We start from the raw sequence: 13533 nt of genomic DNA on the forward strand, positions 1-13533 counted from the left end.
GATCAACGCTGATACTCACCGGCGAGCTGGGCTCGCATCGCCAAGGCCCTGCGCTCTACAGGAGCCGGTCGCCCTCTCTTCAGAAGCCAAGACGTCACGCTGGTCCGGACGCTCTACAGTATTCACTGCACGCTGCTGCGCGATCCGCTTCACGGCAACCCATTCATCGCCGCGATCAGCCTTGCCACGGGCGCCGGTCCCTGAAGCCAGGCTTCCTCGTCGCGCCTGTCACAGTGCTCTTGGTCCGTCGATGACGCGCTTTTTTTATGCCAGCACGCTAAAGCCCAACTGCAAGGCCGTCGCCGTAAACATTCGGCGGCGCGGTCATGTAATGTCACGCCCATCACAAAGTCCGAGCGCCGCCGGCAGGATGAGGGAACCTGGCGCCTCTGCGCGACTCGTCTAAGTAATAGCGCGACAGCCTCGCTAGCCAGTACGGAGCTGATGATGCCTACAACCTACAACATGGCCTTGGTGAGCCTGTCCATTCTCATCGCCATCGCCGGCTCCTTCACGGCGCTCGATCTGGCCAGCCGCGCGCGCGCCTCGACCGGCTGGCTTCACCATGCCTGGCTGTGCTCGGCGGCCGTCTCGATGGGCGGCAGCATCTGGTCGATGCACTTCGTCGGGATGCTGGCCTTCGGCATGCCCGGGATGGAGATCAGATACGACCTTGCGCTGACGCTCTGGTCATTGGTCCTGCCTATCGTCGTCACGGCCATCAGCTTCTTCGCGGTGAGCCGCCGCGGGCTGAGCCGCCTGACGCTCGGCATTGGTGGCCTGTTCATGGGCCTGGGCATCGGTTCGATGCACTACATGGGCATGGCCGCCATGACGATGCATGCAGAGCTGTCCTACGACGGACTATGGGTGGCCATTTCCTTTCTGATCGCCATCGGTGCCGCGACGGTCGCGCTCTGGCTGTCCGCCCGCGGTCCGCGGCTGATGCTGCAGACCGTAGCGGCAGTGGCGATGGGGTTCGCCGTGGCGGGGATGCACTACTCGGCCATGGCTGGCGCACGCTTCACACCTCTGCACGATGCCATGCCGGCGCCACCGGGCAGCGGCCTGGATCTGCTGACCCTCGCGCTGTCGGTCGCCGGCTCGACCTTCATCGTGCTCTTCTTCGGGCTGGCCGCCTCCATGCACGACCGACGCATGGCGGCGCTCAGCGAACGTGAGGCCAGCGCCCTGCGCCAGAGCGAGGAACGCTTTCGCGAGCTCTACAGCAAGACCCCGCTGCCGCTGCATGCGCTGGACCAGGATGGCCGCCTGGAATCGGTCAGCGACGCCTGGCTCGCCCTCATGGGCTATCGCCGGGAGGACGTGCTCGGCCGACCGCTGATCAACTTCATGACCGAGCGTTCCGCCCGTCAGATGCTCACCCAGGACTGGCCACAGCTGCTGAAGACCGGCGAATGCCTGGATGCCGAGTACCGCCTGGTGGCCCGGGCCGGCGCCTTCATTGACGTGCTCGCCTCCACGCGGCTCGAGCAGACCACGCGGGGCGCACTGATCATCGGCGGCCTGGTGAATATCACCGAACGCCGGCATGCCGAGGCCGCGCTCCGCCAGGCACAGAAGCTCGAGGCGATTGGCAAGCTCACCGGAGGCATCGCCCATGATTTCAATAACCTGCTCGCCGTGATTGGCGGCAATCTCGAGCTGCTGCGCAAGCGCTTGCCGAGCGACACCGCGCCACGTGCCGGCAGCCTGATCGAAAACGCCCTGCTCGCCACGCAGCGAGGCGCTGGCCTCGTGCAACGGATGCTGGCGTTCGCCCGCAAGCAGGACCTCAACCCCAGCTCCGTCATGCTGCATGACGTGGTGCTGAACATGCGTGAATTGCTGCAGCGCTCGGTCACTGCGAACGTCAGCATCGAAACACGATTTCCGCTCGGCCTGCCGCCGGCCTATGTCGACGCGAACCAGCTGGAGATGGTGTTGATCAATCTCGTGGTCAATGCGCGCGATGCCATGCCGAACGGAGGCTCGATCTGCATCGAAGGCCAGGTGCGTACAGGCGATACGCCGACGCAGGAGTTCGTCGCCCTGGTCGTGCATGACACGGGCACCGGCATGACACCCGAAACGCTGAGCCGGGCGACCGAGCCCTTCTATACGACCAAGGGCCCCGGCACGGGAACGGGCCTCGGCCTGTCGATGGCTCACGGATTGGCCGAGCAGTCCGGTGGCCGCCTGGTGATCGACAGTACCCTGGGCCACGGCACGACCATCGAACTGTGGCTTCCGCTGGGTACCGCTCGGGCCGCTGCACTCGCTGCGCCCGAGCCGGCCGAAGCGGCGGCGACATCGGTTCCCGCGCTGACCGTGCTGGTGGTGGACGACGACCCGCTGGTGCTGGCCAACACCGCCGCGCTGCTGGAAGATCTGGGTCATCGCGTCACGGCCGTGAACAGCGGCGAGGCGGCGCTCGAACGCCTTCGCCAGCCGCGGGCGTTCGACCTGCTGATCACCGACCAGATGATGCCGGGCATGACCGGCACTCAGCTCGCGCGATTCGTTCAGGCCGAGCGACCGACCCTGCCGATATTGCTGGTCAGTGGCTTTGCCGAGCTGACGGAAGAAGGTCGCCGCTTGCATACGCTGGCCAAGCCCTTCACCCAACAGACGCTCACCGTCGCCATCGGCGAAACGCTAGGGCGCCCGAACTCGAACGTCGTGGTGCCGCTGCATACACGCCGCTGACAGAAACGGAACCTATGGACAAGCATGCTTCGGGAGGGAAACGGAAACCGATACGGCCCAACGCCGCATCGGTCCCGTGCTGACAAGGTCAGGCCTTGCCTTTCTTCACCGCTTCGCCAGCGCCCAGGTCGGCACCGGTCACGGGATCGACCGAGACGTCGGACTGCGTGCGCACCGCCATCTGCTGCACGACCTTTTGCTGATCCTTGGCCAGCTTCACAGTGGGCTTGCCGTCGCCGCCGTCCACGGCCGGCTGGGGCGTTTCGACGAACTCCCATTCCGGTCCCTGGTTCCAGGGGCCCCGCAGGTCGCCCTCGCCCTGGGACATGTTGTAGTAGACGTTGGCGTACTGCGGCTCGCCCGGCAGCTTGCCCTGCGGGAAGTTGGGCTGGATGGAATGCAGCGCCTTCTCGAAGGATTTCTGGTGAGCGATTTCCCGGGTCATCAGGAATTTCAGCGCATCCTTGATGCCGGGGTCGTCGGTCACGTTGATCAGCCGTTCATAGACGATTTTCGCCCGCGCCTCGGCGGCAATGTTCGAACGCAGGTCGGCGGTGGGTTCGCCGATGGTGTCGACATAGGCCGCGGTCCAGGGTATGCCGCCGGAATTGACCAGGGGCGCCCCGCCGCCATATAGTAGGGAGGTGATGTGCGAATCGTTGCCGTTGCCGGTGAGCGAGCGATACAGCTCGGCCTCTTCCTCCACGCCTTCTGCCATCTGGCCCTTGGCGCCCTTGTTGAGCATGCCGACGATGGAGCCGATCACCTCTAGGTGACTGAGCTCCTCGGTAGCGATGTCCATCAGCAGGTCCTTGCGACCTGGGTCATCTTCGGCAACGCCCTGGGTGAAATAACGCATCGCCGCGGCGAGCTCGCCTTGCGGGCCGCCGAACTGTTCCAGCATCAGGTTCGCCAGGCCCGGATTGGGTCCAGCCACTCGCACGGTGTATTGAAGCCGTTTGTTATGGACGAACATGGTTCACCTCTTAACGTGTGGACTTCCCTAATTGAATGCCTCCCTGAACGGTTATGCGGGTCGTGCCCTGCCGGTTGGCACTGCACGCCCTGTAAGGTGGATCGTCGTTCGGGACGCCCGTCCGATTGAATTTTCCTATCTGCGGGATTGGCGATAGCAATGGGATGAATGCGTCGGCGCTTTGTCGATGCGCCGTGTCGGGTGAGCGGCGGCGGGTTCAGATCAGCTACTAGCGTCTGCGAGTGGAACGTCTGCCGCGCGCCTGCATCTATTTGTCACCCCATCATTCAGGTGACGCCATGTCTCGCACATCCCTGCTCCGCCTGCCCGGCCTCACCGGCCTGGTGCTTGTCGTCACGTCACTGTCCGTCCTGCCAGCGCTGGCCGAATCCAGGGAAACACTGGGCTGGGTCGAGGAAGGTCTGGTTCTGCCGGAAAAGACGCGCGTCAAGTTCAAGCTCGATACCGGCGCGCTCACGTCATCGATGCACGCCGAGAACATCGAGCGCTTCGAAAAAGACGGTGACGACTGGGTGCGTTTCACCCTCGAGCTGGACGACATCCAGAACGATGAACAGGTCGAGACCCGTCTGGAGCGCAAGGTTGTCCGAACCACCAAGGTGCGTGGTGCGGGTGGCGCCGAGGAGCGCCCTGTGGTGCTGATGAAGGTGTGCCTGGGCCGCCGCGTCCACGAAGCGCAGTTCTCGCTGAACGACCGCGACAAGATGAACTACCCGGTGCTCATCGGCCGCCGTCTGCTCGAAGAGATCGGCCCGGTGGATGCCGCCCGGACCTTCACGCAAGAACCCAGGTGCGACGCCTGAACCGCTGAGCCCGTCATCCATCGCCAAGCGGGCCTGGCCGGGAACCGGAAGGCCTGTCACGGGGCTCTGATACAAAACACCATGTGTTTCGCCTGGAGCCTTTCATGCACGATCACCAACCGACCGTCGTCATCTGCGGAGCCACTGCCGGCGTGGGTCGCGCGACGGCCCATGCCTTCGCCCGAGCCGGCTACCGCGTCGCCCTGATCGCCCGCGGGGCAGCTGGGCTGGATGATACCGCCGGCGCACTGCGAGCCCTGGGCGCGACCGTTCTGCCGATTGCCGCGGACGTGGCCGATGCCGAGGCGATCGATCACGCAGCCGATCGCGTCGAGGCCGAGCTGGGCCCCATCGACGTCTGGGTGAACGCGGCGATGGCCACCGTGTTCGGCCCGGTGCAGCAGATCAGCGCGGCCGAGTACAAGCGGGTGACGGATGTCACCTATCTGGGCTTCGTACATGGCACCCTGGCGGCGCTGCGGCATATGCGGCCGCGCAACCACGGGACCATCGTGCAGGTCGGATCGGCCCTTTCGTATCGGGCGATCCCGCTGCAATCGGCCTATTGCGCGGCAAAGTTCGCCATCCGCGGCTTCACCGATTCGCTGCGCTGCGAGCTCATCCACGATCGCAGCCGGGTGCGCGTGACCATGGTCCAGTTGCCGGCACACAACACGCCGCAGTTCGACTGGTCGCGCAACAAGATGGACCATCGCCCGCAGCCCGTTCCGCCGATCCATACGCCCGAGGTCGCTGCGCGGGCCATCTTGCGAGCCGCGCAGGACGCACCGCGCGAGCTGTGGCTGGGCAGCGCATCGTTCAAGGCCATCATCGGCAATTTCTTCATGCCCGGCCTGCTCGACCGAATGATGGCGAGACAGGCCTGGGACGGGCAGTTGACGGATGAACCGTCGCGGCCCGACCAGCCAGACAACCTCTTCGAGCCCGTCGAGGGCCTGCATCGCGTCGACGGGCGTTTCGACGATCGCGTCAAGGACCATGCGACGGCATTGAGCAGCGAGACGGTCGGCAAACTCGCCGTCGCCGGGTTGGCCGCGGCAACCGTTGGGGCGGTTGCGCTGGTCGCCTCGATCGCCCGCCGCGACCTGCGCTAGGCCGTGCGCAACTCCTGGCGTGCCTGGCGTATCACCGAATAGCCTGCCGACAGCGCCAGGCCAGCCATCACCAGGGCGACGCCAAGGTCGGGCCAGGCAGAGCCGGTCCCGAACACGCCGGCTGCAGCGGCCATCACCGCGATGTTGCCCAGCGCGTCATTACGGCTGCACAGCCAGACCGAGCGCATGTTTGAATCGCCCTCGCGAAAGGCGTAGAGCATCAACGCGACCGCCACGTTGGCCAGCAGCGCCAGCGCACCAATGACGCCCATGGTCAGCGGCTCGGGGAGCACGCCGGCGTGTAGCGACCAGCCGGCACGTGCCAGCACGAACAGACCGAAGGCCATCATGGTCACGCCCTTGAGCAGCGCGGCACGCGCACGCCAGACCAGGCCCATCGACAGGACCACCAGCGAGATGCCGTAGTTGGCTGCATCGCCGGCGAAGTCAATGGCATCGGCGAGCAAGGAAACCGACCCCGAACGCAGGCCGCTGACGATCTCCACACCGAACATCGCCAGATTGATGACCAGCGCCACCCAAAGCGCCTTGCGAAAGGCAGGCCCGACCGCCGGTGTGGCGCACCCTGAATCACAGCATTTCGACGACATGGAAAGCCTCCTCGACTATAGTCGGCGTGATTGCACACCCTGGAGTCGCTACAGGGTCAATACCCCCTGACCGGAGGCACCATGCGCATCGGTGAGCTGAGCGCCGCGGCTGGCGTGGACGTCGAGACCATTCGCTACTACGAGAAGATCGGCCTGATGCCGGCGCCCGAGCGTGGCGCTAACGGCTACCGCGCCTATTCCGAGCGACAACTGGCGCAGCTGACGTTCATTCGCCACTGCCGCGCGCTGGACATCGGGCTGGCCGACGTCCGCCGCCTGCTGGAATTCTCCACCCACCCCAATGCCAGCTGCGGCGACATCAACCTGCTGATCGACGAGCAACTCGAGCGGGTCCGCGCGCGGCTGGACAGCCTGCACGCGCTCGAGCGGCAACTGCAGACGCTGCGCAGCGCCTGCAGCGGCGAGCATCCGGTCGAGGGCTGCGGCATCCTCAACGAGCTGGGCAGCCGCCAGCCGCGCGCCTAGCCGGACCGCGAGAGGCGACGTTCCGGCCAATATCAGGCGCGGCGCGCCACACCTGCTTGGCCGATGGCGTCCCGCTTGGCTACTCTGCGCCTCCGTTTTGCACGAGGCACCCTGATGCCCCTGTTCGACCTGCTGTTGCTCATCGCGGCCGGATTCGCCGCCGGCGGCATGAATGCCCTCGCCGGCGGCGGTACCTTCTTCTCCTTCCCCGCCCTGTTGGCCACCGGCCTTGCGCCGGTCACGGCCAACGCGACCAACGCCGTCGCGCTCTGGCCCGCGAGCCTGGCAGCTGCCTGGGCCGCGCGATCAGCCCTGCGCCCGCTCGGGCGTTACCTGATCCCCTTGCTGGTGGCGGGTCTGGCCGGCGGCCTGCTGGGCGGTCTCCTGCTGCTGGCCAGCGGCGACGACGTCTTCAGTCTGCTGATTCCCTGGCTGCTCCTGCTGGCCACCGCGCTGTTCGCCGCCAGCCCCTGGCTGAGCCGGTGGCTGGCGGCACGGCGCAAGGAAGACAACGCGATTCCACCACACGCGCCTGCCTCGCTTGCCGCGCACGGCCTGGTGTCGATCTACGGCGGTTACTTCGGCGCCGGAATGGGCATCCTGCAGTTGGCCGCCTTCTCCATCGAAGGCCATCAGCTGGTCCGCGCCAATGCGCTGAAAAACCTGATTTCCGCCGTGATCTACAGCGTCGCCACGGCCACCTTCATCATCGCCGGCCGGGTCAGCGGTTACGAGCTGGCGATCCTGCTGGTCGGCACCACGCTGGGCGGCTATGCCGGCGGCGCGCTGAGCAAGACGCTGCCGGCGCCCTGGCTGCGCCGCTTCGTGATCCTGGTGGGTGCAGGCATGACGCTGTACTACTTCCATGCTCAATACGGGCCGCTGCTGGCGAACGCCTAGCCAAAAGGACCACCCGCTCGGCTTATGGCTTATGCGGCTCAGCTCTGCTAGTGTCGCGACCGTTCCAGAGCAGCCGCAGAGACCCGCTTCGCCATGGCCCGCAAGAAAGTCGCCCTCGATTTCGAACAATCCCTCGCCGAGCTACAGCAGCTGGTCGAACGCCTCGAAAGTGGCGAGCTGTCGCTGGAGGACTCGCTGACCTGCTTCGAACAGGGCATCGGCCTGACCCGCGATTGCCAGGCCGCGCTGAACCAGGCCGAGCAGAAGGTGCAGATGCTGCTGGAACGTGACGGGAAGCTGCAGGAAGTCCCCTTCGAGGTGGACCCCGAAGCATGATTGCGGACTACCAGAAACGCTGCCAGCAACGCGTCGACCGCTGCCTCGATACGCTCTTCGCCCCACCTCATCCACAACTCGAACGCCTGTACCGGGCCATGCGCTACAGCGTCATGAACGGTGGCAAGCGCGTGCGACCACTGCTGGTCTATGCCGCTTGCGAAGCACTGGACGGCGACCGCGCCGATGCCGACGGTGCCGCCTGTGCGGTGGAGCTGATCCATGCCTATTCCCTCGTCCACGACGACCTGCCGGCAATGGACGACGATGACCTGCGCCGGGGCCAGCCCACCACGCACAAGGCCTTCGACGAAGCCTGTGCCATCCTCGCCGGAGACGGCCTGCAGAGCCTGGCCTTCGAAGCCCTCGCCGCAGAGACGCACAACCCAGCGGATCCGGCCCTGCGCCTGCAGATGCTCATCAGCCTGGCCCGCGCCGCCGGTCCCGCCGGCATGGTCGGCGGGCAGGCCATCGATTTGGGCTCCGTCGGTCTGAAACTCGACCGCGCGGCACTCGAGCTCATGCACCGGCACAAGACCGGCGCGCTGATCGAGGCCAGCGTGCGCCTTGGCGCCCTGGCCAGCGGACGTGCCGATACGGAGAAGCTCGCCGCGCTGCAACAGTACGCCCAGGCCGTCGGCCTCGCCTTCCAGGTGCAGGACGACATACTCGACGTGGAAAGCGATACCGCTACGCTCGGCAAGCATCAGGGCGCGGATATCGCGCGCGACAAACCGACCTATCCAGCCCTGCTCGGCCTGGACGAGGCCAAGCGCTACGCCCTCGAGCTTCGCGACCTGGCACTGGCGGCCATCGAGCCGTTTCCGGCCAGCGCCGAACCGCTGCGCGAACTGGCGCGCTTCGTCGTCGAGCGACGCAGTTGAACACGCAGCCGCTACCGTTGGCACCGGGGTCGTTCTTCTCGCTGTAACCATCAGTTAAACTGCGGCTCTTTTTTCAAATAAAACGATTCGCCTGATGCCCAAGACGTTCCATGAGATTCCTCGGGTGCGCCCTGCGACACCCGTTCTAGACCGCGCAGCCACGCCAGAGCGGTTGCGCCGACTGGGCGAAGCGGAACTTGAAGCACTCGCCGATGAGCTGCGCCAGGACCTGCTTTACAGCGTCGGGCGCACCGGCGGTCACTTCGGGGCCGGGCTCGGCGTGATCGAACTGACCATCGCGCTGCACTACGTCTACGACACGCCGAAGGACCGCCTGGTCTGGGACGTCGGCCACCAGGCGTACCCGCACAAGATCCTGACCGGTCGTCGCGAGCGCATGGAAAGTCTGCGCCAGAAGGACGGCCTGGCCGCGTTTCCACGCCGCAGCGAGAGCGAATACGACACCTTCGGCGTCGGCCATTCCAGCACCTCCATCAGCGCCGCACTGGGCATGGCGATCGCCGCCCGCCTGCAGGGCAAGAAGCGCAAGTCGATCGCGGTGATCGGTGACGGTGCGCTTACTGCCGGCATGGCCTTCGAAGCGCTGAACCACGCCCCGGAGGTCGGCGCGGACATGCTCGTGGTGCTGAACGACAACGACATGTCGATCTCACGCAACGTGGGCGGGTTGTCCAACTATCTGGCGAAGATTCTCTCCAGTCGCACCTATTCGAGCATGCGCGAAGGCAGCAAAAAGGTGCTTTCGCGACTGCCGGGTGCCTGGGAGATCGCGCGCCGCACCGAAGAGTACGCCAAGGGCATGCTGGTACCCGGCACCCTGTTCGAAGAGCTCGGCTGGAACTACATCGGCCCCATCGACGGTCATGACCTGCCGACACTGATCGCGACGCTGCGCAACATGCGCGACCTGTCCGGCCCACAGTTCCTGCACGTGGTAACGAAAAAGGGCAAGGGCTTCGCCCCCGCCGAAGTCGACCCCATTACCTGGCACGCCATCAGCAAACTGGAGCCGGTCGGCAGTCCCGCCGCGCCGAAGAAACCCAGCGGCCCCAAATACTCGAATGTCTTTGGCCAATGGCTGTGTGACATGGCGGCCGCCGACCCCCGCCTCACCGGCATCACGCCGGCGATGAAGGAAGGCTCCGACCTGATCGCATTCAGCGAGCGCTATCCCGATCGCTACTTCGATGTAGCGATCGCCGAACAGCACGCCGTGACGCTCGCCGCCGGCATGGCCTGCGAGGGCGCCAAGCCGGTCGTGGCGATCTATTCGACCTTCCTCCAGCGCGCCTACGATCAGTTGATCCATGACGTCGCGGTGCAGAATCTCGATGTGCTCTTCGCCATCGACCGCGCCGGGCTGGTCGGCGAGGACGGGCCGACACACGCCGGCAGTTTCGACCTGTCCTACCTGCGCTGCATCCCCGGCATGCTGGTCATGACGCCGAGTGATGAGAACGAAATGCGCCGCATGCTGACCACCGGTTACCACTTCCAGGGGCCTGCTGCAGTGCGCTACCCACGCGGCAACGGCCCGAACGCGACCATCGAGCCCGGCCTCGAACCGCTGGAGATCGGCAAGGGCGTGGTGCGCCGCCAGGGTGAGGACGTCGCCCTCCTGGTCTTTGGCGTTCAGCTGGCCGAGGCCATGAAGGTCGGCGAATCGCTGGGTGCCACCGTGGTCGACATGCGTTTCGTCAAACCGCTGGACGAAACGCTCGTAGCCGAGCTCGCCGGCAGCCACCGACTACTGGTCACGATCGAGGAAAACAGCATCATGGGCGGTGCTGGCAGCGCGGTCGGCGAGTACCTCGCTGGCAGCAACCGGCTCACCCCGATCCTGCACCTGGGCCTGCCCGACTATTACGTCGAGCACGCCAAGCCCAGCGAAATGCTACGCGAATGCGGCCTGGACGCCGCCGGCATCGAAACGGCCGTTCGCGCACGGCTGGCCTTGCTGGAGCCTGTCAGGACCGCCTAAGGCTCGGCTCCCGCCATCACCTCGCAGAGCTTCCCGATCGCCCCCAGCATCTGGAAGCTCGGTCGCTCCAGCCCCTTGTCGGGCACTTCCCAGAGCTGCTCTTTGCGCACGGCTTCAAGCTGCGGCCAGGCTCGCCATTCGGCCAGCTGCGCACCGCTGCCGGCAAGAATCACCTCCGGGTTGCGCGACAGCACCGACTCCACGCTGACCTGCGGAGCGGGCAGGCTCAGGTCGGCGAACAGATTCCGCCCCCCGCAAACGCCAATGGCATCGCTGACGATCTGCGTACCGCCGAGCGTGTACAGGGGGCGATTCCAGACCTGATAGAACACCGACACCGGCCGCGCTCGCCCGTAGCGCTCGCGCAGGTCCGCCAACCCCTCGTTGAATCGCTGCTCCAGTTCGCGCCCGTTGTCAGCTCGCCCAATGCGCTGACCGATCCGCGCGAACTGCCGGGCCAGCTCGGCCAGCGAAGCCGGGTCGGCAACCAGTACGGGTATTCGGAATTGCTCCAGCTGTTCGCGTTGTGCCCGGCTGATGCTGTCGGGCCAGAGCAGGACCAGCGTCGGCCGCAATGACAGCAGCTTCTCCATTTCCAACTGGCCAATCCGACCGACCGAAGGTACCTGCGCCAACGCCTCGGGCCGCTGGCCGCCGTCCAGCACGCCGACCAGCAGGTCCGCCGCGTCGAGTTCCAGCATGATTTCGCTGAGCGACGGTGCCAGGCTGACGACACGTTCGGCCGCCATCGCCGGCACGCCGAGACACAGCAGCAGGCCGAGCCAGAAGCGGATCAAGCCAACTGCCTCGGCACACGGTAGAGCACCAGCAAAGCCAGACTGCCCGCCACCAGCAAGGTGCGCGGAACTTCATCGAGGCCGAACAGGCTGCCAAGCGCGGCGATCCAGGCCGGCAACGAGGCCAGCATGAGCGCGCGCAGGCGGAGCCGTCGAAGTGACTTCCAGCCTTCGGGCTCGGCGTCACTGCCCATGACCTTTTCCAGATGGATCAGCCCATGTTTGTAGGCGCGAAAACCCGCCAGGCTGGGAAAGAGCGAAAGGAGGCCGGCAACGAAGATCAACAGGCCGAAGCGCTCATCGAACGTGCCAAGCCGACCAACGACCAGCGCCGGCACGATCATCAGCAGCGCCTGCCGCCAGCCGTCACGCGCCAGTTGCCGGCGCATCGCCTCGCGGGTCACGACTGCTCGGCTTCGCCCTGATGAATCTCGCCGAGCATATGTCCGAGCTTGCCGGCCTTGGTCGCCAGGTACTTGCGGTTGTAGGGGTTGTGGGCAATCTCCAACGGCCGCCGCTCGGCGACCCGGATGCCGAAGCCCTGCAACGCCTTGACCTTGCGCGGGTTGTTGGTCATCAGCTTGATCTCGGCGATGCCCAGGTGTTCGAGCATGGGCAGGCAGATGCCGTAATCCCGCATATCCGGCGCAAAACCCAAGCGCTCGTTGGCCTCGACGGTATCGGCACCGCCGTCCTGCAGCTCATAGGCGCGAATCTTGTTCAGCAAGCCGATGCCGCGGCCTTCCTGACGCAAATAGAGCAAGGCACCACGGCCTTCGTCGGCGATCGCGCGCAGGGCCGCTTCCAGCTGAAAACCGCAATCGCAACGCAGGCTGAACAACGCATCACCGGTCAGGCACTCCGAATGCAGCCGACCCAGCACGGGTTTGCCATCGGCCACGTCGCCCATCGTCAGAACGACATGCTCCTTGCCAGTATCCTGGTCGAGAAAACCATGCATGGTAAACACACCGAACGGCGTCGGCAGTTTGGAAGCGGCGACGAACACGACAGGCACCGGAGAGACTCCAGAAGACGGAAAAGCGGATATTGTAACAGCAACTGGAAGCCGGAAGCTGGAAGCAAACCAGCCAGAAGCCGACGCCGCGGCTGCCCGCACTCATCCATGCAAGGCGCCGGCATCCGGCTTGTTATTGGACTAGCAAAGAATCAGATCTTCGACTCGAGCTTGAGCACACCCTGCTCCTCGCGCCAGCTGATCCGGTTGAGGAAGCTCATGCCGAGCAGCACGTCGGCCGGGAAGCCACCCTCGACCACAACGGCTTCCACACCGAGCACGTCGATCCCGCCCACCTTGACGCTGTTGAGGTTGACGCGCCAGGCCTTTGCATTGCCGCTTGCCGTGCCGACCACGATCTGCCGTCCGTTGACCCGGTAATCAATGCCGAGTCGTCGCGCCTGGTTCTCGTTGATGGCCACCGACGTGGCGCCTGTGTCCACGAGGAACTGCACCGACTGGCTGTTGATCGAGCCGGCCACCCAGTAGTGGCCACCCTGCCCCTTGGCCACGCTCAACTGCTGGCGGCTCGGTTCGGCGAAGCCTGCGCTCAGTTCGCGCGTGAGGGCATAGCGACGCTCCACGCCCTCGACCCGGAGTACGGCACCCGTGGTATCGGCGCTGACGACCACCACACCCCCAGGTCCGGCCTGCCCCACGCGAACCAGCTTGCGCTGGCCCTCGACATTGATCACCGCCGCCCCCGGGAACAATCCCACAACCTGCACCCGCGGCGCGGCCAGGGTGGCGGCGATGGGGAGCGAAAACAGCATCACGGCGGACAAGAGAACGGTTAGGCGCATCGATGAGTTCCTCGGCAGGCAGACCGGCATTCTTCCATGGGCTCCGCCGCGGTGCAGCGACCCGACGCACAG

Annotated in this window: 14 protein-coding genes; 8 read left to right on the forward strand and 6 right to left on the reverse strand. The window is 65.6% G+C overall.

The features are described 5' to 3' along the window. Positions 1-444: 444 nt before the first annotated feature. Positions 445-2709, forward strand: a complete 2265-nt coding sequence (locus MST27_RS18910; RefSeq protein WP_476756134.1) for an MHYT domain-containing protein — start codon at positions 445-447, stop codon at positions 2707-2709. 88 nt (positions 2710-2797) lie between these two features. Here the strand turns inward: MST27_RS18910 and MST27_RS18915 are convergent, their stop codons facing one another. After that, a complete protein-coding gene (locus MST27_RS18915; RefSeq protein ID WP_243607485.1) occupies positions 2798-3685 on the reverse strand; it encodes a manganese catalase family protein in 888 nt (295 codons plus the stop codon). Between the two features lie 299 nt (positions 3686-3984). Between MST27_RS18915 and rloA3 the strand changes: the two genes are divergently transcribed. Both rloA3 and MST27_RS18925 read left to right on the forward strand, forming a co-directional pair. Next, positions 3985-4509, forward strand: a complete 525-nt coding sequence (gene rloA3 / locus MST27_RS18920; RefSeq protein WP_243607486.1) for a retropepsin-like aspartic peptidase RloA3 — start codon at positions 3985-3987, stop codon at positions 4507-4509. A 104-nt stretch (positions 4510-4613) separates the two neighbouring features. Then, entirely contained in the window at positions 4614-5624 is a 1011-nt protein-coding gene (locus tag MST27_RS18925) for an SDR family oxidoreductase (RefSeq protein ID WP_243607487.1), read from the forward strand. Here the strand turns inward: MST27_RS18925 and MST27_RS18930 are convergent. Next, positions 5621-6235, reverse strand: a complete 615-nt coding sequence (locus tag MST27_RS18930) for a cation efflux transmembrane domain-containing protein (protein WP_243607488.1) — start codon at positions 6233-6235, stop codon at positions 5621-5623. The genes MST27_RS18925 and MST27_RS18930 overlap by 4 nt on opposite strands. An 81-nt stretch (positions 6236-6316) precedes the next feature. On the opposite strand from MST27_RS18930, the gene cadR reads away from it, so the two are divergent. From cadR to dxs, 5 genes are all read left to right on the forward strand, one after another. Next, entirely contained in the window at positions 6317-6721 is a 405-nt protein-coding gene (gene cadR / locus MST27_RS18935; RefSeq protein ID WP_243607489.1) for a Cd(II)/Pb(II)-responsive transcriptional regulator, read from the forward strand. Positions 6722-6835: 114 nt separating this feature from the next. Continuing rightward, entirely contained in the window at positions 6836-7621 is a 786-nt protein-coding gene (locus MST27_RS18940; RefSeq protein WP_243607490.1) for a sulfite exporter TauE/SafE family protein, read from the forward strand. A 93-nt stretch (positions 7622-7714) separates the two neighbouring features. Further along, a complete protein-coding gene (locus tag MST27_RS18945) occupies positions 7715-7957 on the forward strand; it encodes an exodeoxyribonuclease VII small subunit (RefSeq protein WP_243607491.1) in 243 nt (80 codons plus the stop codon). Beyond that, positions 7954-8841: a polyprenyl synthetase family protein gene (locus MST27_RS18950; RefSeq protein WP_243607492.1), complete on the forward strand. Its 888-nt coding sequence runs from the start codon at positions 7954-7956 to the stop codon at positions 8839-8841. Before MST27_RS18945 ends, MST27_RS18950 begins: the two co-directional genes overlap by 4 nt. A gap of 94 nt (positions 8842-8935) precedes the next feature. Next, positions 8936-10843: a 1-deoxy-D-xylulose-5-phosphate synthase gene (gene dxs, locus MST27_RS18955; RefSeq protein WP_243607493.1), complete on the forward strand. Its 1908-nt coding sequence runs from the start codon at positions 8936-8938 to the stop codon at positions 10841-10843. Here dxs and MST27_RS18960 read toward each other — a convergent pair. The 4 genes from MST27_RS18960 to MST27_RS18975 form a co-directional block, all read right to left on the reverse strand. Next, complete coding sequence (locus MST27_RS18960) at positions 10840-11592, reverse strand: cobalamin-binding protein (RefSeq protein ID WP_243607523.1); 753 nt, start codon at positions 11590-11592, stop codon at positions 10840-10842. The two genes, dxs and MST27_RS18960, sit on opposite strands and share 4 nt — an antisense overlap. A 44-nt stretch (positions 11593-11636) precedes the next feature. Continuing rightward, entirely contained in the window at positions 11637-12044 is a 408-nt protein-coding gene (locus MST27_RS18965) for a hypothetical protein (protein ID WP_243607494.1), read from the reverse strand. Further along, on the reverse strand, positions 12041-12658 hold the full coding sequence (ribA, locus tag MST27_RS18970; protein ID WP_243607495.1) for a GTP cyclohydrolase II: 618 nt from the start codon (positions 12656-12658) through the stop codon (positions 12041-12043). Before ribA ends, MST27_RS18965 begins: the two co-directional genes overlap by 4 nt. 152 nt (positions 12659-12810) lie before the next feature. Continuing rightward, entirely contained in the window at positions 12811-13461 is a 651-nt protein-coding gene (locus MST27_RS18975) for a retropepsin-like aspartic protease family protein (RefSeq protein WP_243607496.1), read from the reverse strand. Positions 13462-13533 lie beyond the last annotated feature (72 nt).

Origin of the sequence: Stutzerimonas marianensis, from assembly GCF_022810315.1 — a bacterium.
Classification (GTDB): domain Bacteria; phylum Pseudomonadota; class Gammaproteobacteria; order Pseudomonadales; family Pseudomonadaceae; genus Stutzerimonas; species Stutzerimonas marianensis.

What these genes read in the sequence shown, in the direction of transcription:
- MST27_RS18910 (WP_476756134.1), top strand. Translation starts at nt 445, where the DNA reads ATGATGCCTACAACCTACAACATGGCCTTGGTGAGCCTGTCCATTCTC.
- MST27_RS18915 (WP_243607485.1), bottom strand. Translation starts at nt 3,685, where the DNA reads ATGTTCGTCCATAACAAACGGCTTCAATACACCGTGCGAGTGGCTGGA.
- rloA3 (WP_243607486.1), top strand. Translation starts at nt 3,985, where the DNA reads ATGTCTCGCACATCCCTGCTCCGCCTGCCCGGCCTCACCGGCCTGGTG.
- MST27_RS18925 (WP_243607487.1), top strand. Translation starts at nt 4,614, where the DNA reads ATGCACGATCACCAACCGACCGTCGTCATCTGCGGAGCCACTGCCGGC.
- MST27_RS18930 (WP_243607488.1), bottom strand. Translation starts at nt 6,235, where the DNA reads ATGTCGTCGAAATGCTGTGATTCAGGGTGCGCCACACCGGCGGTCGGG.
- cadR (WP_243607489.1), top strand. Translation starts at nt 6,317, where the DNA reads ATGCGCATCGGTGAGCTGAGCGCCGCGGCTGGCGTGGACGTCGAGACC.
- MST27_RS18940 (WP_243607490.1), top strand. Translation starts at nt 6,836, where the DNA reads ATGCCCCTGTTCGACCTGCTGTTGCTCATCGCGGCCGGATTCGCCGCC.
- MST27_RS18945 (WP_243607491.1), top strand. Translation starts at nt 7,715, where the DNA reads ATGGCCCGCAAGAAAGTCGCCCTCGATTTCGAACAATCCCTCGCCGAG.
- MST27_RS18950 (WP_243607492.1), top strand. Translation starts at nt 7,954, where the DNA reads ATGATTGCGGACTACCAGAAACGCTGCCAGCAACGCGTCGACCGCTGC.
- dxs (WP_243607493.1), top strand. Translation starts at nt 8,936, where the DNA reads ATGCCCAAGACGTTCCATGAGATTCCTCGGGTGCGCCCTGCGACACCC.
- MST27_RS18960 (WP_243607523.1), bottom strand. Translation starts at nt 11,592, where the DNA reads ATGGCGGCCGAACGTGTCGTCAGCCTGGCACCGTCGCTCAGCGAAATC.
- MST27_RS18975 (WP_243607496.1), bottom strand. Translation starts at nt 13,461, where the DNA reads ATGCGCCTAACCGTTCTCTTGTCCGCCGTGATGCTGTTTTCGCTCCCC.